At 63.9% G+C, this 20,409-nt stretch carries 19 protein-coding genes; 14 read left to right on the forward strand and 5 right to left on the reverse strand.

The window, feature by feature from the left end; genetic code table 11:
* Positions 1-34 precede the first annotated feature (34 nt).
* Positions 35-1,024, reverse strand: coding sequence for a MurR/RpiR family transcriptional regulator (locus tag CNX70_RS25835; protein WP_096237893.1), 990 nt, complete (start codon positions 1,022-1,024; stop codon positions 35-37).
* Between the two features lie 202 nt (positions 1,025-1,226).
* Between CNX70_RS25835 and CNX70_RS25840 the strand changes: the two genes are divergently transcribed.
* A complete protein-coding gene (locus CNX70_RS25840; RefSeq protein WP_096238680.1) occupies positions 1,227-2,363 on the forward strand; it encodes a succinylglutamate desuccinylase/aspartoacylase family protein in 1,137 nt (378 codons plus the stop codon).
* A gap of 19 nt (positions 2,364-2,382) precedes the next feature.
* Entirely contained in the window at positions 2,383-3,771 is a 1,389-nt protein-coding gene (locus CNX70_RS25845) for a YfcC family protein (protein WP_096237894.1), read from the forward strand.
* 37 nt (positions 3,772-3,808) lie between these two features.
* Here the strand turns inward: CNX70_RS25845 and CNX70_RS25850 are convergent, their stop codons facing one another.
* From CNX70_RS25850 to CNX70_RS25860, 3 genes are all read right to left on the reverse strand, one after another.
* Positions 3,809-5,014, reverse strand: a complete 1,206-nt coding sequence (locus tag CNX70_RS25850; protein WP_157751280.1) for an alpha/beta hydrolase family protein — start codon at positions 5,012-5,014, stop codon at positions 3,809-3,811.
* Positions 5,015-5,169: 155 nt separating this feature from the next.
* Complete coding sequence (locus CNX70_RS25855; RefSeq protein WP_341865538.1) at positions 5,170-5,739, reverse strand: GNAT family N-acetyltransferase; 570 nt, start codon at positions 5,737-5,739, stop codon at positions 5,170-5,172.
* Between the two features lie 13 nt (positions 5,740-5,752).
* Positions 5,753-5,950 carry a hypothetical protein gene (locus CNX70_RS25860; RefSeq protein ID WP_096237896.1) on the reverse strand — a complete coding sequence of 66 codons (198 nt, stop codon included), beginning with the start codon at positions 5,948-5,950 and terminating at the stop codon, positions 5,753-5,755.
* Between the two features lie 266 nt (positions 5,951-6,216).
* Here CNX70_RS25860 and argH point away from each other — a divergent pair, with 266 nt between their 5' ends.
* The gene (gene argH, locus CNX70_RS25865) at positions 6,217-7,614 is read left to right on the forward strand and encodes an argininosuccinate lyase (protein ID WP_096237897.1); all 1,398 of its coding nucleotides are present in this window, start codon (positions 6,217-6,219) and stop codon (positions 7,612-7,614) included.
* A 52-nt stretch (positions 7,615-7,666) separates the two neighbouring features.
* On the opposite strand, the gene CNX70_RS25870 is transcribed toward argH, so the two are convergent.
* Positions 7,667-8,323, reverse strand: coding sequence for a hypothetical protein (locus CNX70_RS25870; protein ID WP_096237898.1), 657 nt, complete (start codon positions 8,321-8,323; stop codon positions 7,667-7,669).
* A 675-nt stretch (positions 8,324-8,998) separates the two neighbouring features.
* Here CNX70_RS25870 and CNX70_RS25875 point away from each other — a divergent pair.
* The 11 genes from CNX70_RS25875 (at position 8,999) to CNX70_RS25925 (ending at position 20,395) form a co-directional block, all read left to right on the forward strand.
* Positions 8,999-11,530, forward strand: a complete 2,532-nt coding sequence (locus CNX70_RS25875) for a M4 family metallopeptidase (RefSeq protein ID WP_096237899.1) — start codon at positions 8,999-9,001, stop codon at positions 11,528-11,530.
* Between the two features lie 246 nt (positions 11,531-11,776).
* Positions 11,777-12,970, forward strand: coding sequence for a type II secretion system F family protein (locus CNX70_RS25880; protein ID WP_096237900.1), 1,194 nt, complete (start codon positions 11,777-11,779; stop codon positions 12,968-12,970).
* 10 nt (positions 12,971-12,980) lie between these two features.
* On the forward strand, positions 12,981-14,678 hold the full coding sequence (locus tag CNX70_RS25885) for a GspE/PulE family protein (protein WP_096237901.1): 1,698 nt from the start codon (positions 12,981-12,983) through the stop codon (positions 14,676-14,678).
* Complete coding sequence (locus CNX70_RS25890) at positions 14,665-15,453, forward strand: hypothetical protein (protein WP_157751282.1); 789 nt, start codon at positions 14,665-14,667, stop codon at positions 15,451-15,453. Before CNX70_RS25885 ends, CNX70_RS25890 begins: the two co-directional genes overlap by 14 nt.
* Positions 15,444-15,986, forward strand: coding sequence for a hypothetical protein (locus CNX70_RS25895; protein ID WP_096237903.1), 543 nt, complete (start codon positions 15,444-15,446; stop codon positions 15,984-15,986). Before CNX70_RS25890 ends, CNX70_RS25895 begins: the two co-directional genes overlap by 10 nt.
* A complete protein-coding gene (pilO, locus tag CNX70_RS25900; protein WP_096237904.1) occupies positions 15,974-16,594 on the forward strand; it encodes a type 4a pilus biogenesis protein PilO in 621 nt (206 codons plus the stop codon). Before CNX70_RS25895 ends, pilO begins: the two co-directional genes overlap by 13 nt.
* Positions 16,591-17,130, forward strand: a complete 540-nt coding sequence (locus CNX70_RS25905; RefSeq protein WP_096237905.1) for a hypothetical protein — start codon at positions 16,591-16,593, stop codon at positions 17,128-17,130. Before pilO ends, CNX70_RS25905 begins: the two co-directional genes overlap by 4 nt.
* A gap of 17 nt (positions 17,131-17,147) precedes the next feature.
* The gene (locus CNX70_RS25910) at positions 17,148-19,016 is read left to right on the forward strand and encodes a secretin GspD/PilQ domain-containing protein (RefSeq protein WP_096237906.1); all 1,869 of its coding nucleotides are present in this window, start codon (positions 17,148-17,150) and stop codon (positions 19,014-19,016) included.
* Positions 19,013-19,483: a type II secretion system protein gene (locus CNX70_RS25915; protein ID WP_279629335.1), complete on the forward strand. Its 471-nt coding sequence runs from the start codon at positions 19,013-19,015 to the stop codon at positions 19,481-19,483. The genes CNX70_RS25910 and CNX70_RS25915 overlap by 4 nt, the downstream gene beginning before the upstream one ends.
* Before the next feature lie 5 nt (positions 19,484-19,488).
* Positions 19,489-19,872, forward strand: coding sequence for a type IV pilin protein (locus CNX70_RS25920; RefSeq protein ID WP_096238683.1), 384 nt, complete (start codon positions 19,489-19,491; stop codon positions 19,870-19,872).
* Positions 19,859-20,395, forward strand: a complete 537-nt coding sequence (locus CNX70_RS25925; RefSeq protein ID WP_244198957.1) for a type II secretion system protein — start codon at positions 19,859-19,861, stop codon at positions 20,393-20,395. The genes CNX70_RS25920 and CNX70_RS25925 overlap by 14 nt, the downstream gene beginning before the upstream one ends.
* Positions 20,396-20,409 lie beyond the last annotated feature (14 nt).

A 20,409-nucleotide genomic window follows, 5' to 3' on the forward strand; every position in this document is an offset into this window, starting at 1 on the left:
CCCAATGGTGTATGTCTGATTTTTATCATGATTTTTATACTGCCTTGCGCTGCCTGAATACTGCTTTCCGGGGCCCCGGCACGCCATGCTCGCCGCCGTACAAATAGGCGGCGATGACTTCGCTCAGGCGGGCCGCTTTTTCAACGTTGTTCTTGTTCGATACCATCAGCGCCACGGCCAGCGCCTCGATCACGGCCAGTGCCGTGCTGGCGCTGCTGGGCAGGACGGGATGCGTGCTTTGCGCATACAAGGCGTGATCGGCCAGTTCGGCCAGGGGGGATGCCGGAGAATCGGTGAGCGCCACGATGCAGGCGCCGCGGTCGCGCGCAAAGCTGGCCAGGCCGATGCAGTCGAGCGTATAGCGGGGCAACGAAATCACCACCAGCACGTCGTGCGCCGTCAGGTTGACCAGATGCCCGGCCGCCACTTCCGAACCGCCGATGCCCACCACTTCCACCACATGCGGGCAAAACGGCTGCAGATGCTGCACCAGCATGCCCGCCAGGTTGGCCGACAGGCCAAACCCCATCACATACACCACCTTGGCGCGCGTCAGGCGCCGCACCACGGCCTGCATGGCAGGCGGCGACAGGGCATCGGAGGTGGCGGCAATGTTCGCGGCCGCATACTCCAGGCTTTCCGTGACGGGTGATGTGGCGCGCCCACGCCGTTGTATCGTACGGCGCAATTTGTCGACTGGCTGCAACAGCGATTGCAGGGTTTCGGCCATGGCGCTGCGCATGGCCGAATAATTCTTCTGGCCGATGTCGCGCGCGAAGCGGCTGATGGTGGCCGTCGATACCTGGCAGCTGTCGGCCAGTTCCTCGATGCCCAGCGCCGTCACGCGCATCTGGTTGCGCAGCAGGTAATCGGCGATCTGCCGCTGCGAGGCCGAGCCGCTGGCCAGCAGGTGCATCAGCGTTTGCCCCAACGGCGATTGCGCGAAGGCGGCATCGGGCGACGACAGGGCGGCGGCCACCGGCGCGCGGAAGCTGTTACGGGCAGGACTGGCGGAGGATTTCATATCACTGGCGGCCTGTGTTCTTGTACATGGCGGATGACGCATAAAAAGGCGAAAACGGGTCGCTGGAACTTACTCTACTCATATCAAAAAGAAAACTCAACAAATATTTGTAAAAGGATTTTCATTGATTTACTTCGTGAAAATAATGCTACATAATCGACCGAAATCCATCAACCGCGCCCCGTTTTGGGGCGAATTTTCCATGCAAGTACAACAGCATCCCATCTCCACTGCGCACGCCAGCATCACCTGCCAATTGAGCAGCTTCCACTTCGGCGCCGCAGCAGCCAATAGCCGCAGCGGCAAGAAGGTGTATATCCAGGCGGCGCTGCACGCGGACGAAGTACCGGGCATGCTGGTATCGCAATGCTTGCGCCGCGAGTTGCTGGCGCTAGAGGCGGCGGGCAAGATCCACGGCGAAGTGATTCTGGTACCGGCCGCCAATCCCATCGGCCTGGCGCAAGCCATCCATGGCGCGCCGTTCGGCCGCTTCGACCTGACCACCGGCATCAACTTCAACCGCGCCTACCGCCACGTGGCCGATGAACTGAAAACCACGCTCGATGGCAAGCTGGGGCAAGATGCGCAAGCCAACGTGGCGCTGATACGCCAGCATGCGCGCGACGCCGTCGCCGCCTGGCGGCCGTCCACGGATGCGGAGACGCTGAAAAAGACGCTGCTGGGCATGGCCATTGATGCCGACATCGTGCTCGACCTGCATTGCGATAACGAGGCGGCCCTGCACATCTATACGGGCACGCCGCTGGCAGCGCAGATCGCGCCCCTGTCCGCGCTCTTGGGCGCGCGCGCCGTGCTGCTGGAACTGGCGGCCGGCGAAGAGCCGTTCGACGAAGCCTGCAGCCGCCTGTGGTGGGACCTGGACGCACACTTCCAGGGCCGCTATCCGATTCCCGCCGCCTGCCTGTCGACCACCGTCGAATTGCGCGGCGAAGTGGAAGTGAGCTATGCCCTGGCAGAGCGCGACGCCACCGCCCTGCTGCGCTTTCTTGCCATCGAGGGCGTGCTGGAGATCGCCGGCGCCGGCGACGACCTGCCTGCACCGCAATGCCAGCCCACGCCGCTGGCCGGCGTGGAACCGATCCTCGCGCCGCATCACGGCGTGCTGGTGTATCTGCGCGAAATGGGCGAGGTGCTGGCCGCCGGCGATGCGCTGGCCGACCTGATCGATCCGGTCAGCGGCGAGACGACGACCTTGCGCTGCAGCGTCGCCGGAGTCTTCTTTGCGCGCAGCGCCCACCGCCATGTCTTGCGCGGCATGAACGTCGGCAAGGTCGCCGGCGCCATCGCCTTCCGCGGCGGCAGCCTGCTGAGCCAATAAAAATTCCAAAAAAAGCGCCATGAAAAAATTCAAGCTGCCCAATACCTTCGTCCTGCTGTGCGGCATCCTGGCCATGATCGCCCTGGCGACCTGGCTGGTACCGGGCGGGAAATTCGATACCCAACTGGTGAACGGCAAACAGCTGATCATTCCCGGCACGTTTCACTACGTGGACAACAAGCCGCAGGGACTGGCCGCGCTGATGATGGCGCCCATCAAGGGCTTCGTCGATGCCAGCCTGATCATCGGCTTCATCCTGATCGTCGGCGGCGCCTTCGCCGTGCTGCAAAAAACCGAAGCCTTCGATTCGCTGATCAAGGCCATCGCCAAGGCGCATACCAGTTCGCGCTTCGTGCGCGCCGCCATCATTCCCGTCTTCTTCACCATGTTCTCGCTGGGCGGCGCCACTTTCGGCATGAACGAGGAAGCCATTCCCTTCATCCTGATCTTCGTACCGCTGGCGCTGGCGCTGGGCTATGACACCATCACGGGCGTGTCGATTCCTTTCATCGGCTCGCAGGTGGGCTTTTCCGCCGCCTTTTTAAATCCGTTCAACGTCGGCATCGCGCAGGGCATCGCCGGCGTGCCGATCTTTTCCGGCATCGGCTACCGCCTGATCGTGTGGGCCATCGCCACGGCGGTCAGCATCGTGTTTTTGATGTGGTACGCGGCGCGCATCAAGCGCCATCCGGAGAAAAGCCCGACCTACCTGCTCGACATCGAAAAGCGCAGCGAGCATTCGATGGACCTCGACAGCTTTGCCGGTATGACCCGCACGCACCGCGCGGTGCTGTGGATTTTCATGGCGACCTTGCTGACGATGGTCGTCGGCGTCGTCAAGTACGACTGGTTCATCGATGAAATCGCCGCCCTGTTCCTGGTGATGGCCATCGTCGTCGGCCTGGTTGGCCGGCTCGACATGGACAGCCTGGTGGCATCCTTCGTGCAAGGCGCGCGCGACATGGTCAGCGTGGCACTCGTCATCGCGCTGGCGCGCGGCACCATGATCCTGGCGCGCGATGCGCAGATCATCGACACCATGCTGCATGCGCTCACGCCCCTGGTGGCGTCGTCAAGCCCCGTCTTTGCCGCGCAAAAGATGTTCTTCATGCAGTCAGTGATCAACTTCTTCATCCATTCCGGCAGCGGCCAGGCGGCGCTGACCATGCCCATCATGGCGCCACTGGCCGACCTGGTGGGCGTGACGCGCCAGACGGCCATCCTGGCCTTCCAGTTCGGCGAATTCACCACGCCGATGATTCCCACTTCCGGCATCACCGTCGGCGTGCTGGCGCTGGCGCGCGTGCCGTGGATTACCTGGGCCAAGTGGATGATTCCGCTGCAGCTGATCTATCTGGTGCTGGCGCTGCTGCTGCTGATTCCACCCTGCCTGATGCACTGGCAGTAAAACAACGCCACGGCGATGCACAGCCGCCGTGGCGTTCTTATTTGCGGTACGCCTGTCCGTACGCGCCATCGACGCCGCCCTTTGCCCAGTCGGCCATCAAATCATAAAACCCTGGCGTGATGACGGTGGGTTTGTGCGTTCCATCCGATGCCTGCGCGTAGCTGCGCATGCCGTGATCTGCCTGCGGGAAGAGGTAGACCGAGATGGCCTGGCCCTGGCCGCGCAATGCCGTCAGGCGCTCCACGGTGACAGCCGGCGGCGCCTGGCGATCGTCCTCTGCCAAGGCCCATAGCTGCGGCACTGTGACCTGGCGCAATACCTGCACCGGATCTTGCGACCAGTCGACACCGAGCTTGTCGAACCGCGGCACGCCATGCTTACGCAGCTCATCGACCGGTATGCCCAGCAACACGCCCGTGTAGCCTCCCTTGATGAGGCCAAACCACGCTTCCTTGCCGAACTGCTGCTGGAATGCCGCCAGGTCGTCCAGGCCATCCTTGTAGCCGGATTTGACGATTCTTGCCGTGATATCCGTCACCATCCTGGCCTTGGCGATGACGTCGCCGCCATAGCCTTTGTCCCGCAATTCCATGGCGACCTGCGCCGCATCCTGCTCCGTGATATCGGCCACCAGGCCGTAGCCGATGCCGAGAAATTCCGCCTTGGCGCGCGCCTGCGCCAGCGGGGCGATCCAGCCGCCCTGGCTCACCCCCATCAGGCCGAAGCGGCCGTAGCGGCCTTGCGCCAGCCGTTTGGCTTCGTGCGACGCGGCCACCAGGTCATCGGCCAGGCGCGGAAAATTCTGCGTATATTCGCCTTCGGATAGCCCTGTACCGCGCTTGTCATACACGAAAACAGACACGCCCCGTCCAACCATCTGGTAAGGATCACGCGCGTGGTCGATCCAGCCGCTGCCTTCGGAACCATGGGCATACACGACCAGCGGCGTGTTCTTGCCTGCGCCCGGCGCTTCCAGCAAGCGGCCAGCGAGCATGACGCCATGCGATTCAAAGCGCGTATTGGCTTCGGCCAATGCCACTTTCGGCCAGCGTTCCTTGCCGCTGACAAGCACGGCGTCCTTTCCGCACACGACCAATGCCCCGGCATCCTGCGTGTTGCCAACGGTCCCGTCGCTGAAGGTGTAGCTGTACCCTTTGCCCCCTTTGGTGACGGCGACGAAGCCAGTCCGGTCCTGGCGAAAAATGCCCGTCTCGCAAGGCGCCGGACTGAATGCCTCCAGCATGGGTGCGCCAGTCGCCGTGAGCGAAACAGCAAGGAGAGGCCAGAGAAAATAAGAGGTCATGGAGTCAGTATCCAATAGTGGATTGTCGCGTTGTTGATCGAGAAAACGGAGATATCAGGGCAAGACCGGGGTCGCGCGCAAACCGTGCCAGCTGTTCAACGCCGATAAATATCGGGAAAATACCGCTCCATCAGCGTCTCCGGCCTGAGCGGCGCGGTAAAGCCGTGACGCACATACAAGCCATGCGCCGTGCTGGTGGCCAGCATGAAACGGCGCAAGTCCTGCAAGTCGGGATGTGCCATCACGGCCTCCATCAGGCGCTTGCTGTAGCCACGGCCGCGGTACTCTTGCAGCACATACACGTCGACCAGATAGGCAAACGTGGCGTAGTCGCTGACCACGCGGGCGAACGCCACCTGACACCCGTCGAGCGTGCCGCCAAAGCACAGCGAATGGTCAATGGCGCGCTGTACGGTGGCCTGCGGGATGCCGATGGCCCATGTCGATTGCGTGCTGAGAAAATGGTGGATGGCTGGAACGTCGAGTTCCGCCTTGTCGGTGCTGATCTTCAAGTGTGGCATCACGCTGTCCGCCTGTCGTGGAAAAAACTGATCATCGGCGATTTGCGCGCTGCTGTTACCCGGCACGAAAGAATCGGCGCGCCGCCCCTGCTGACTGCTGATGACGGGGGTACTGCCTGCTGCTGCCGTAGCTGCGACTGGCATGCGGCCGCCACGCTTACAGGGCGGCTTTTTCTTCTGCGCTCAGACGCTTGGCGCTGACATACACGGTGTGCATGGTGGCTTGATCGGCGCTGGCGGCGATGGGGGCTGGCGCGGCGCGCAATTTCGGCACGGCGGCGGTGGCCAGGCTGGTGGCGGCGGCGATGGCGATGATGGCAACGAAGATGGCTTCCATGTTTTTAGCGATGTTCATGATGGTGTCCTTTGAGTGGCTGGTTGTGTGTTGCGATGATTGAACTGTAGGCCGATCACCCCTGAACTGCCATCGGATTGCGACCAAACGCACGATTCGCGGGACAGAATACAAAAAGCCCGGATGGAACGCGCAAGCACCGCCCGCGCCTGCCATTTGACGCTTGCCAGCCCCATTCCTGGCCATTTCAGCGCCCTGCAAGGTCCTAAAAGCCCTACCGCTGGCCAACCTTGTTTATAATCGCCCTACACTAAAGGACTTCTTTCATGACTGATCAATTCTCCAAAAAGGGCGAAGCCTGGTCGGCCCGGTTTTCCGAACCGGTCTCGGACCTCGTCAAGCGCTACACAGCTTCTGTATTTTTTGATAAGCGCCTGGCGCTGTTCGACATCGAAGGTTCGCTCGCCCATGCGGAAATGCTGCATGCGCAAGCCATCATCAGCCCGGCCGACTACGCGGAAATCGTGCGCGGCATGGCGCAAATCTCGCAGGAAATCGCCGCCGGCCAGTTCGAATGGCTGCTGGATCTGGAAGATGTCCACCTGAATATCGAAAAACGCCTGACCGAACTGGTAGGCGATGCGGGCAAGCGATTGCACACCGGCCGTTCGCGCAACGACCAGGTAGCCACCGACATCCGCCTGTACGTGCGTTCCGCCATCGACGACATCACCACCCTGCTGGCGACGTTCCGCAGCGCGCTGACGGACCTGGCCGAGCAGCATGCCGACACCATCATGCCGGGCTTTACCCACATGCAGGTGGCCCAGCCGATCACCTTCGGCCATCACATGCTGGCGTATGTCGAAATGTTCGGCCGCGATGCCGAGCGCATGGCCGATTGCCGCAAGCGCGTCAACCGCCTGCCGCTGGGCGCCGCCGCCCTGGCCGGCACCACCTTCCCCATCGACCGCCTGCGCGTGGCAAAAACGCTGGGCTTCGACGACGTCTGCCACAACTCGCTCGACGCCGTGTCGGACCGTGATTTCGCCATCGAATTCTGCGCCGCTGCCGCCGTGCTGATGATGCACGTGTCGCGCATGGCCGAGGAACTGGTCATCTGGATGAGCCCTCGCATCGGCTTCATCGACATCGCCGACCGCTTCTGCACTGGCTCGTCGATCATGCCGCAAAAGAAAAACCCGGACGTGCCCGAGCTCGCCCGTGGCAAGACGGGCCGCGTGTATGGCCACCTGATTGGCCTATTGACCCTGATGAAAGGCCAGCCGCTGGCCTACAACAAGGATAACCAGGAAGACAAGGAACCGCTGTTCGACACCGTCGACACCGTCATCGACACCTTGCGCATCTTCGCCGACATGGCCGGCGGCATCACGGTGAAACCGGAAGCGATGCGCGCGGCAGCCCTGCAGGGTTATGCCACGGCGACCGACCTGGCCGACTACCTGGTCAAGAAGGGCTTGCCGTTCCGCGACGCCCATGAAGCGGTGGCCCTGGCCGTGCGCGCCTGCGTCGATGCCGGTTGCGACCTGGCCGACCTGACGCTGGAGCAGCTGCGCGCGTTTTCCCCGTTGACCGGTGAAGACGTGTTTGAAGTGCTGACGCTGGAAGGCTCCGTCGCCGCGCGCGATCACGTGGGCGGCACCGCGCCGCGCCAGGTGCGCGCCGCAATCGCCCGCGTGCGCACGCAACTGGAAAAATAAACCGCGCTTGCGCGCTCAAGCGCCCCGCTGCATCGCGCAAGCGGGGCGTTTTTCATTGCGCGACGATTTTCGACAGCACGGAAAAAGCGGCCCCCGTCTGCGATGCTTCCAGCAGCAAGGTCAGCTCCGTATACGTGCAGATGATATTGATCAGGTTAATGCGCTCCCAGGCCAGGCGCTTGAGGATGGCGTGATACACGCCCGGCGTATAGCAGGTTTCGGGCGCCAGATGCAAGGTCACGGCCGTCACCCGTTCCAGGCGCGCCAGTTCCTGCTCTTCGCCGAACACCTCTTCCACCAGCGCATGCAGCGAACGGCTGCAGATCACCATCACCTCGTTGACGCCGCGCGTGACCGTAATGAACGTGCCGCGCTGGGGCGCTGCCAGCGCCAGCAACTGGCGCTGGCAGGCATACGTCTGGTCGGAGTAGCGGTAGGTAAAAATCATCAATTCGCTGCGCGTGGACAGTTCGCCCGCGCGGTGCGCCAGCACGATCTCGCCGCTTTTCTGCTGCGGCATCCGCTCGGCCAGGCGGCGCAGCGCCATCACCACGGCGGCCTGCCCCACCGGTTTCCATAAGTCGGTCTGCAATTGCGGCTGCAACTGGCGCGCCAGTTCCGACAGGTTGAGCAAGCCCCGGCCCAGCCCCTCGCTGAGAAACGCCGATTCCATCACGATCTGTTCCACTTTGGTCGCTATCGAAAGCATAGTTCGTCGGGCCGGTGATTCCGGTGCACGCACCAGGAGCCGGCAACCCTTCCTGAAAAAAGGATGCACTGTGCCAGCGGCCACGCCGGGTGGCGCGGTCGGACTCACGAAAAGCCCCCCGTCGCAGGGGAGGAGGAGCCGGATAGCGGCGGCTAGGAAGGCGGATGCAGCATACTGGCCGCTCCAGAGGGGAAATGGCTGAAACCAACAGCAGAAAACAGAACTGATGTCATGTGAAACTCCCGATTTTTTTCCCGATGCGCTGTATCTGGACGCGGTCATTGCCGCGTGCGCTTTTATTGTCTTCGCGTGCTCCGCTGGGGGCAACGCGAAGAGCTAGTGTAGATCGCAACATTTAAAAAAGGCAACAGTGTTTTTCCAACAGAACACGCCATTCGGGGAAGTAGTCCAAAACAAAAATCGCAGCTTGCGATACATCAAACTTTGCGATGATGCCGCGCCGATAAATGTTCAATTCTTAACAAAAACTCGCGTAGTGACCCATTTCTTGAATTTTTTGACATGGCGATCTCGACAAGTTTAGTGTCCCCCTACCCGGCGTCACGCCACCACAAAACGGCAGGCTATCCGCTCGCCGCAAGGCAGGCCGGGGTGGCCATCAGGCATCGCGGCCAGCTCATTCACCATTTCCTTAACCGATACCATGGAGCAGAAATGAATTTACGTTTGACGATAGTTGCCGCATCCATCGCCGCCTTGCCGCTGATGGCCACCACGGCCGATGCCGCCACGCCGCTGCCACAAACCCTGATGGCCGCCCCCGTCACCCTGGCCTCTCCACAAGAGAACGCCAGCTTGGTCAACAAGCTGGCCGCGCAGGCGCGCAGCCGCGGCCTGAATACCGAACATGGCTTTGCCGTCGGCGCCCAGCATCCCGGTGTCAGCGGCACGCGCGTGAGCCGCGTACAGCACACTTACAAGGGCTTGCCCGTCTTCGGTTCCGAGACGGTGGTGGTCAGCAACAGCGCTGGCGACATCGTCAGCGAATCTGTGTCGGACCGCGCTTCGGGCCTCGGTAGCGGCAGCATCAATGCCGTCACCCGCAGCGCCACCACCGATATCGACACCACGCCGGCAGTCAGCGCTGCTGCCGCCATCGCCGCCGCAGTGAAAAGCATCGGCGTGCCGGCCGTCGACCACGTGCCGCCGCAGGCGCAACTGCTGATCTACCCGGTGATGAAAACCGTGCGCGTGGCTGGCGCCGAAAACAAATCGGAAGCGGCACTGAACGCCCTCGACGTGCAGGACGTGGTCGACCACTACGAGCTGGCCTACCTGGTGCAGACGCGCATGATCAGCGGCAACAAGCCCGTCTACTACGACACCATCGTCAGCGCCAAGGACGGCCGCATCCTGCGCCAGTGGAAAGCCCTGAAAACCGTCGCCGGCATCGGCAACAGCCAGTACAACGGCCAAGTTCCGCTCAACACCACGCTCACGGGCAGCACCTACAGCATGAAGGATCCCAGCCGTGGCACGGGCGGCAGCTTCGGCGGCATGGCCATCACGAATGCCAACCACGGCACCACATCGGGCAGCGTGTACAGCAGCACCAGCAATACCTGGGGCGACGGCCAGCAATACATCAACGGCGGCAGCACCACCAACGCCAACGGCCAGACGGCGGCCGTCAACGCAATGTGGGGCCTGATGAACACCTACGACACGCACAAGAATGTGCTGGGCTGGTCCAGCCTGGACGGCAACAACACGGCCACCCATATCGCCGCCCACGTCAACACGGCCTACGACAACGCCTACTACGACAGCAGCTGCAAGTGCATGTACATCGGCGACGGCGGCAGCTCGTTCAACAACCTCGGCTCCATCGACGTGATCGGCCATGAAATGGGCCACGGCATCACGGACGCCACCTCGGGCCTGATCTACTCGCAGGAGTCGGGCGGCTTGAACGAATCGAGCTCGGACATCGCCGGCGAAATGGTGGAAGCGTATGCGCGCGCCGGCGGCACTGGCACCAGCATCCCCAACACGGGCAACGATTGGATGACGGGCAAGGAAATCGCCAAGAATGGCCAGCCGCTGCGCTGGCTGTACAAGCCGAGCAAGGATGGCAGCAGCCCGAATGCATGGAGCAGCACCATCAAGAACCTCGACGTCCACTACAGCAGCGGCCCGAACAACCGCATGTTCTACTTCCTGTCGCAAGGCTCGAATTCCACGTCCAGCAGCGACTACTACAGCTCCTACCTGAACAAAAGCCCGCTGGCCATGACGGGTATCGGCAGCGACAAGGCTTACCGCATCTGGTTCAAGGCAGCGACCACCAAGTTTACTTCTTCGACCAACTACGCCGATGCGCGCAACAAGGTGCTGCTGGCCGCCGAGGAACTGTATGGCGTGGGCAGCGCCGAGGCGACGGCCGTCAAGCGCGCGTATGCGGCCATCAACGTCGGCACCGACGTCGATGAATCGACCACGGGCGGCGCGGTGAGCATCACCAGCCAGCCGGCCAGCATCAGCGTCGCACCGGGCGCCACCGCCTCGTTCGCCGTGGGCGCGGGCGGCGGCACGGCACCGTACACCTACAAGTGGTACCGCAACGGCGCCGTGATCAGCGGCGCCACCTCGCCCGCCTACAGCTTTACCACTGTGGCGGCCGACAGCGGCGCCGTCTTCAAGGCCACGGTAACGGATGCCTCCTCGCCCGCCGTGACGGCCACGTCGAACAACGCCACGCTGACGGTGGGCACCAGCAGCGCCACCGAACGCGTGACGAACGGCGGCTTCGAGTCCGGCGCCACGGGTTGGAGCGGCACCACGGGCGCCATCGGCACCTTCACGGGGCAAACCGCGTATGAAGGCACGCAGTACGCCTGGCTGGGCGGCAATGGCGCCACGGCCAGCGAATCGCTGACGCAAAGCGTGGCCATTCCTGCCGCCGCCACCTCGGCCAGCTTGACCTTCGCGCTGCATATCGACACGGCGGAAACGGGCAATACCGTGTACGACAAGCTGGTCGTCACCGTGAAGAACAGCGCCGGCACGGTGCTCGGTACCCTGGCCTCGTACTCAAACGTGAACAAGGCGGCCGGCTACCAGATCCGCACGTTTAACCTGATCGCCTACAAGGGCCAGACCGTCCAACTGTCGTTTGCCGCGACCGAGGACGCCTCGCTGCAAACCTCGTTCGTGATCGACAAGGTCAGCCTGATCACCCAGTAAGCGGCTGAACATGCGGGCAAGCCATCGATACAAGGGCTTGCCCGCGCATGCGACACCGCACGATTGATTTTCTGGCAATTCAAGTCTACCCTGAGGCAGTGATTGCATTTTGCTGCTGCCGGTACCCGCGACGAATTGAACTTTTTTTGGATTGTTCCTGACCGATGCCTACTTTGACCGCACGCACCTACCTCCCCGTCAGCCTGTCCCTGTCTACTTCCGTCGCCCTGCTCACCTGAGCCGGCGATGCAGTTCCACCTCCAGGTGCAGGGCCCGGCCGGCAGCCAGGCATTGGCCGTCGACGCCGCCAGCGAGGCCGAGGCGATCCGCGCGGCCGTGCGCGGTGGCTGGCGCGTGCTTGCCGTCGACGCTGGCGCCACCTCAGACACGGGCGCCGCGCTACGCCCGGGCAAACAGGGACTGCCCCTGCTGCAATTCAGCCAGGAGCTGCTGGCCCTGCTCGAAGCGGGCCTGAACCTGGGCGAGGCCATGGCCACCCTGCACAACAAGGAAACGCGCCCGGGCGCCAAGACCACCCTGGCCGCCATCGTGCTCACCCTGCAGCAAGGGCAAAGCTTTTCCGACACCCTGGCCGGTTTCCCCGACATCTTCCCTGACATTTACATCGCCACCGTGCATGCGGCCGAACGCTCGGGCAACCTGCCGGAAGCGCTGGCGCGCTTTGTCGGCTACCAGCTGCAGTTCGACGCCATCCGCAAAAAACTCATTTCCGCCGCCATCTATCCGTGCATGCTGCTCGTCGTCGGCGGCCTGGTGACGCTGTTCCTGCTCGGCTACGTGGTGCCCAAATTCAGCGTCGTCTACGAAAGCTCGGGCCGCGAGATTCCGTGGATGTCGCAAATGCTGCTGGGTTTTGGCCAGACCCTGGCCGCGCATCCGCTGCTGTGCGCCAGCGCACTGGCCGCTGCGGTCGGCGCCGTGGTCTTTGGCATCGCCAATGCCGGCGCGCGCCAGGCCCTGGTTTTGCGCCTGCTGCGCCTGCCCGTGCTGGCGGGGAAGGCGGCGGAGTTCCGCCTGGCCCGCTTCTACCGCGCCCTGAGCCTGCTGCTGCACGCCGGCATCCCGCTGCACAAGGCACTGGCCATGGTGGCACCCATGCTGCTGCCGGCGCAACAGGAACAGCTGGCACAGGCGCGCCGCGCGGTGCAGGAAGGCATGCCGTTTTCCACCGCGCTGGAACACGCCGGCATGGCCACGCCGGTGGCGCAATCGCTGCTGAAAGTGGGAGAAAACACGGGCCGCCTGGGCGACATGCTGGAACGCTCGGCCAAGTTCCACGACGAGGAATTCGCCCGCTGGGTGGACTGGGCATCGCGCCTGCTCGAGCCACTCCTGATGACCATCATCGGCGTGGTGATCGGCGGCGTGGTGGTACTGATGTACATGCCGATCTTTGAACTGGCGGGGAGCTTATCTTGAAGGTCATGTCATGAACGCGCGCGACGAAGAACGCACCGTCCTCGATGCGGCCATGCTGCGCCGGGCCCACGCCAGCGCGCTGGAACAGGGTCGCCCGCAGATGGCCGTGCTGCAGGAAACGGCGGCCCTGCCCCCAGAGGTCTTTTTGCGCCAGCTGGCCGCCCTGTTCCGCTATCCGGCCTGGACGATGGCCGAACTGCAGGCCGCCCTGCCCGCCTTTGCCCTGCTGCCCTATACCGATTGCGCCCAGCGCGACTGCGTGCTGCTGCAGCCGGATGCTCCGGGCGCGCCGCCCGTGCTCGTCATCGGCAACCCGTTTGCCGAAGACTTGCTGCAATGGGCCGACTTCGCCCTGTCCATGCCCTTCACGGTGGCGCTGGCGCACCCGGACGACCTGGCCGCCTATTTGCTGCAGCAGGAAAGCGTGCAGCAGGCGATGCAGGAGATGCAACACGGTGATGACGTGCCGGGACTCGACCAGAGTATCGAAGATATCTCGCTGATCCGCATCAGCGAGGACAGCAGCCCGGTCGTGAAACTGGTGAACTCCACCATCTACGATGCCCTGAAATTCCAGGCCAGCGACATCCACCTCGAATGCGACGTGGCCAGCCTGGTGATCAAATACCGCGTCGACGGCGTGCTGGTACAGGCGGGCCAGGTGCAGGGGCTGGCGATGGCCGAACAGATCATCTCGCGCATCAAGGTCATGGCCGACCTGGACATCGCCGAGCGGCGCATCCCGCAGGATGGCCGCTTCAAGGTGCGCGTCAAAGGGGCGGAAATCGATTTTCGCGTCTCCATCATGCCCAATATCTTTGGCGAAGACGCCGTGCTGCGCCTGCTGGACCGGCGCGCGCTGACGGAAGCGGCGCAGGCGCTGCGCCTGGAAAGCCTGGGCCTGAACGAGGATGCCATCGAGCAGATACGCCGCCTGGCGGCCAAGCCGCACGGCATGCTGCTGGTGACGGGGCCCACGGGTTCCGGCAAGACCACCACCCTGTACGCGGCCATCACGGAAATCAATACAGGACGCGACAAGATCGTCACCATCGAAGACCCCGTTGAATACCGCTTGCCGCGCGTGCTGCAAATTCCCGTCAATGAAAAAAAGGGGCTGACGTTCGCGCGCGGCCTGCGCTCCATCCTGCGCCACGATCCCGACAAGATCATGATCGGCGAGATCCGCGATGACGAAACGGCGCAGATCGCCGTGCAGGCGGCGCTCACGGGCCACCTGGTGTTTACCACCGTGCACGCGAACAACGTCTTTGATGTGGTAGGCCGCTTCCTGCACATGGGCGTCGATGCCTACAGCTTTGCGGCGGCCCTGAACGGCATCGTGGCGCAGCGCCTGCTGCGCCTCAATTGCGTCCATTGCGCCGTCGACGCCAGCGCCGAGGTACTGGCCGATGCGCAGCAATTGCGCGACAGCGGCCTGGCCCTGCACCAGCTGCAGGACTGGCAATTCATGGCCGGCAAGGGGTGCGGCCATTGCCGCGGCACCGGCTACAAGGGCCGCAAGGCCGTTGCCGAGGTCTTGATGCTCAGCGACGCCATGCGCGAAATGATCTGCACGCGCGCGCCCCTGAGCCAGATGAAGGAAGAAGCGGCGCGCAACGGTTTTCGCCTGGCGCGCGAAGCGGGCCTGGACCTGGTGCGGCGCGGCGAAACCACTTTAGCGGAGCTCAATCGTGTCACTTATTGAACGTGTTAGCCGCGCCACCGTGTGCCTGCACCTGGCGCCGCACGGATTGTACGGCGTGCTGCGCCGCGCCGGCCGTCCCGTGGCCGACAGCACCTTCCACCTGCCGATTGCGAATCCCGAGGCCAGCTGGCAAGTGGCGCTGGCCGCCCTGCGCGGCTGGCTCGAACAGCACAATGAAAAAAGACTGCCGCTGGCCGTCAGCCTGGCCAGCCGCTGGTGCGCCATGCTGATGGTGCCGTGGAGCGGCGCCCTGCTCGACCGGAGCAGCGCACAGCGCTTCCTGCATGGCCAGTTCGCTGCCGTCTACGGCGATGGCGCGCGCGCCTGGCGCCTGGCTGCCGACGACGCGCCCTATGGCAAACCGCGCCTGGCCTGCGGCATCGATGGGGACTTGCTGCAAGGCGTGCAGGATGCAGTGGCAGCACATGGCCGGCGCTGCCTGTCCATCGAACCCATCGTCGGGCCGGCCTGGCGCAGCATCGCCAGCGGCAAGCCAAACGCCTTCGCCCTGGTGGAAGCGGGACGGCTGCTGCTGGCAACGACGAGCGGCGGGCGCATCACGGCCCTGCACAGCCAGTCTTGCGGTGCCGCCTGGGGCGAGGAACTGGATAGCGCGTGGCGGCGCTGGACTTTGCGCGCGCCGCAGCTCGACGCCATCGAACACGTGGCGCTGCTCGACCTGAGCGGCGTGCCGCAAGCGGAGGTGCCAGAACGCTTCGTGCCCATCGCCGTGGCCAGCGGCGCCCACCTGATGCGGGAGGCCGCATGGGCCTGAGCCGCCTGGAATTCCTGCCACCCGGAGCAAGGCAGACCTTCAAGGGCTGGCGCCTGGCCCTGTGCCTGGCAAGCGGCCTGATGCTGCTGCCGGCCGCCGTGTACTGGCTGGTGCAGGCGCAGGAAACGCGGCGCCTGGAAGCCCAACTGGCGCAGCTGCAGCCAGCGCGCCCCGTGCGCGCCCCTCTCTCGGCAAGCCAGCAACGCGAACGCGACCTCGAACTGAAACAGGTGGCCGCCGCCGTGCGCCAGCTTAACCTGCCCGTCACGCGCCTGGTCCGGACGGTGCAGGCGCCGCGCGACGTGCGCGTGGCCCTGCTGGGACTGGACCTGAACGCGCAGCAGGGGCAGGACGGCGCCAGCGTCCTGAAAATCGCCGCCGAAGCGGAAACGCCGCAGGACATGCTCAACTACCTGGCCTTCCTGAACCAGCAGCCCATGTTCAGCTCCGTGTATCTGCTCAAGCACGAGATGAATGCGAACGCCCCCGAACACCCTTACCGTTTTCAGCTGGAGGCGCAATGGCGACAATAAAACCGGCACTAAAAGCCAGCGCGCCCGTGGCCCGTCCGCGCCTGCAGCTGCGCATGCCGCCGCGCCTGCAGTGGGAAGCGCAACGGCTGTGGCGTAGCCTGGGCTGGCCTTGCGCCATCGGCGCGGCCTGCCTGGCGCTGGCCGCTTTCGCCATGCAGCAGGGCGATGCGCTGGCCGCGCGCCAGCAGCAATTGACGGCGCAACTGGCCGCGGCTGCCAGACAATCGGCGCTGCCGTCGGCACCAATCACGCTCGATGCCGATGCGGACAGCCTGGCCGCCTTTCACGCCTACCTGCCCGCGCATGACAGCATTCCCGAACAGTTAAAGGCCTTGCTGGAAGTGGCGCAAAAGAGCGGCGTCACCCTGGCCAAGGCCGACTACAAGCCGCAGGAAGACGGTAACACAGCCTTTTTACGCTACCAGATCACCCTGCCCGTGAAGGCTGAATACGCGCAGCTGCAAACCTTTATCGTCGACGCGCTGCAGGCGCTGCCCACCCTGACGCTCGACTCCGTGCTCTTCAAGCGCGAGCAGATCGAAGCGGGCGAGATCGACGCCCGCATCCAGTTCATCCTGCTGGTGAAAAAGGCGGAGGTGCGCCGATGAAAAAGGCCGTACTGGGAGCCGCCGCCGTGGCGACCTTGCTCGCCGCCCTCTTCGCGCCCGAGGATGAAGGCAGCATCGTGGGCCCGGCCACGGCCACCACGCGCCAGGTGGAGCGGGTGGCGATCGCGCCTCTCGCTGCAGCCACTGCTGCTGCGCAACCCAATCGCGCGCTGGCCATCGAACCGCGCCGGGGCCTCGATGACGAGGAAGCGGCCACCCTGTTCGCCAAGCAAAGCTGGCAGCCGGAGACGCCGAAAAAGATCATGCTCGACCAGCAGGCAGCCCAGGCCGCACTACCCGCTGCCCGCGTCGATGCGAACGCGCCGCCACCGCTGCCGTTTCAATTCCTTGGCCGCTTTGTCGATGAAGGCAAGGCGGCCTACTTCCTGCAGACGGGCGAACGCAACGTGGTGGCGCGGCCAGGCGACACGCTCGAAGAGCGCTACCGCTTCGATGGCGTGGTCCAGGGCGCCCTGCAATTTACCTATCTGCCGCTCAACCTGAAACAGACACTCGCCGTAGGGGACCTCAATTGAAACGACGCGCCGCACGTATGTCTCGTACTATCCTCACCCTGCTCCCGGTGCTGTCCCTGCTGGCCGCCTGCGCCGGCAACCAGGCCTACAACGATGGCCAGGTCATGCTGGGCGCGGGCCGCACGGAACAGGGACTGGCCCTGCTGGAACAGGCGGCGCAAGCCGAACCGACCAACGCCAAGTACCGCATCGCCGTCACCAATGGCAGGATGCGCGCGCTGAACAAGCTGAATGGCGCTGCGGAAGCGCTGCGCCAGCAGGGCAAGCTGCCCGAAGCGCAAGCGCTGTACCAGCAGGCGCTGGTGCTGGACGCCAGCAACGACGTGGCACAGCGTGGCCTGGCTGGCGTGGTGCAGGAGGAACGGCACCGCAAGCTGGTGCAGGACGCGCAGGCCAGCTACCAGCGCGGCGGCGAAGCGAATATCGCGCAAGCGCAGGAAGCCTTGCGCCAGGTACTGCAGGAACGTCCCGCGCAGCGCGAAGCGCTGGCCCTGAAAAGCCGTATCGGCGACGCGCAGGCCAAGGCACGGCCGGCCGGCGGCAAGCTGGCGGCCGCCTACCGCAAACCCGTGACCCTCGAATTTCGCGATGCCCCCCTGCGCTCCGTGTTCGACTTCATCAGCAAGGTCTCGGGCCTGAACTTCGTCTTCGACAAGGAAGTCGACCCCGCCCTGCGCGCCACCATTTCCGTGCGCGACACCAGCATCGAAGAGGCGATTGCCATGCTGCTGGGCGCCAACCAGCTGGAACAAAGCGTCACCAGCGACAAGTCGATCACGATTTACCCGAACACGCCGCAAAAGGTGAAGGATTACCAGCAACTGGTGGTACGCACCTTCTTTCTCGCCAATGCGGACGTCAAGACGGTGGCGTTTTCCATCAAGACCCTGCTCAAGGCCAAGGACGTCGTCACCGATGAACGCCTGGGCATCATCATGCTGCGCGATACGCCGGAAATGGTGCGCATGGCCGAACGCATCATCAATGTGCAGGATCTGGCCGACCCGGAAGTGATGCTGGAAGTGGAAGTGCTGGAAGTCAAGCGCACGCGCCTGATGGAACTGGGCGTGCGCTGGCCCGACCAGGCCAGCCTGACCTTGGCCGGTGTCGGCAGCGGCTTGGGCGGCCTGAAGGTGGCGGACCTGCACCGCATCAATGGCGACAATATCAACCTAGGCATCGGCGGCGTCACCCTGAACGCCAACAAGACCGATAGCGACAGCAATATCCTCGCCAACCCGCGCATCCGCGTGCGCAACAAGGAAAAGGCCAAGATCCTCATCGGCGACCGCGTGCCCGTCATTACCGTCACAACGAATAACGGCGTCAGTTCCGACAGCGTCAATTACATCGACGTGGGCCTGAAGCTCGACGTCGAACCGAACGTCTACCTGGACGACGAGGTGGCCATCAAGATCAACCTGGAAGTGTCGAACGTCGTCAAGGAAGTGATCAGCAAGACGGGCACGCAGGCATACCAGATCGGCACGCGCAGCGCTTCCACCGTGCTGCGACTGAAAGATGGCGAGACGCAGGTGCTGGCAGGCTTGATCAGCGACGAGGACAGGGGCACGGCCAACAAGGTGCCCGGCGTGGGCGAACTGCCCGTGTTGAACCGCCTGTTTGGCAGCCAGAAGGATGACGCCATGCGCAGCGAGATCGTGCTGTCGATCACGCCGCGCCTGCTGCGCAGCATCCGCCGCCCGGACCTGATGACGGCCGAGTTCAACTCGGGCACCGAGGCAGCGGTGGGCGGCCGTGCCAGCGTGGGCGGCACGCCGGAAGCCATTACCGCACCCGAGCAGGCCGCGCCGCGTACCGGCTCGCCCATGACGGGCGGCGACGAAGCGCCCGCCGCCGACAAGACAAGCAAAGGTGGCCAGTGAAGCATAAAGGTTTTACTTTCATCGAGCTGATGATCACCCTGGCCATCATGGCGACCCTGGCCACGGTGGCCGTGCCGATGGCGCAGGTGGCCGTGCAACGGGCGAAGGAGCAGCAATTGCGCAGCGCCCTGATCGAGATACGCGAAGCCATCGATACCTACAAGCGCGCCTCGGACAATGGCCGCATCAAGCTGTCGCTGGGAGGATCCGGCTATCCGAAGAAACTCGATGAACTGGTCGAGGGCGTGCCCGACCAGCGCAGTCCCTCGAAACAGAACATCTATTTTTTGCGCCGCCTGCCGCGCGACCCGTTCCAGCCCAGGGAAGAAGGCAGCGCCGCCGACAGCTGGAGCAAGCGCGCCTATGCCTCGCCGCCCGACAATCCCAGCGAAGGCGAGGACGTATTCGACGTCGCCTCGCGCTCGACCAAGGCAGGCCTGAACGGCGTGCCGCTCAATCAATGGTGATCCCCATGCCCTGTTCATCCCCACGGCGCGGCTTTACCCTGGTCGAATTGCTGGTGGTGCTGGCGATCATCTCGCTGCTGCTGACGATTGCCATTCCCCGCTATTTCGGCTCCGTGGAAAAATCGAAGGAAGTCGCGCTGAAGGAAAACCTGCAAGTGCTCAGGAGCGGCCTCGATAAATACTACGCCGACAAGGGAGAATATCCGGCCGCACTGGCCGACCTGGTGACCCACCATTACTTCCGCAGCGTACCGCTGGACCCCGTCACGGAGTCCGCCGCCACCTGGCAACTGATCCCTTCTCCGAACGGCGAGATCAGCGGCGTGGCCGACGTGCGCAGCGGCGCCAAGGGCAAGACGCGCGAGGGCATCCCCTTTGAGCAGCTCTAGTTTTCGACTTCGCGCACGGGGCTTCGCGTATATCTGGACCCTGATGCTGGTGGCCTTCATGGGTGTCGGCCTGGTGTTGGCCAGCGAATTGCATGCCACGGCCGCGCGGCGCGAGAAGGAGCGCGAGCTGCTGTTCATCGGCCATGAATTCCGCAATGCGCTGGGCCGTTACTACGACAGCACGCCGGGCGACGGGCGACCCCGCTATCCCTTGACCTTGCAGGAACTGCTGCGCGACCCACGCTTTGCCAACGCCCGGCGGCACTTGCGCCGCCTGTATGCGGACCCCGTCACCGGCAAGGCGGAATGGGGCGTGCTGCGGCAGGAGGGGCGCATCGTCGGCATCCATTCGCTCTCGCCGCAACTACCCATCAAGCAGGATCATTTTCTCGACGAAGACGCCAGCCTGCGCCGCAAGCAGCGCTACGCGGACTGGCATTTTACCTATCCGCACGACCTGATGCTGGCCCAGCCCGATGCCGCTGGCGGCGCGCCGGGACTCAAGCCGAAAGGCGCGAACTGATATCATGCCCGCAT

This window comes from Janthinobacterium svalbardense (assembly GCF_002327145.1).
Taxonomy (GTDB): Bacteria; Pseudomonadota; Gammaproteobacteria; order Burkholderiales; family Burkholderiaceae_D; genus Janthinobacterium; species Janthinobacterium tructae.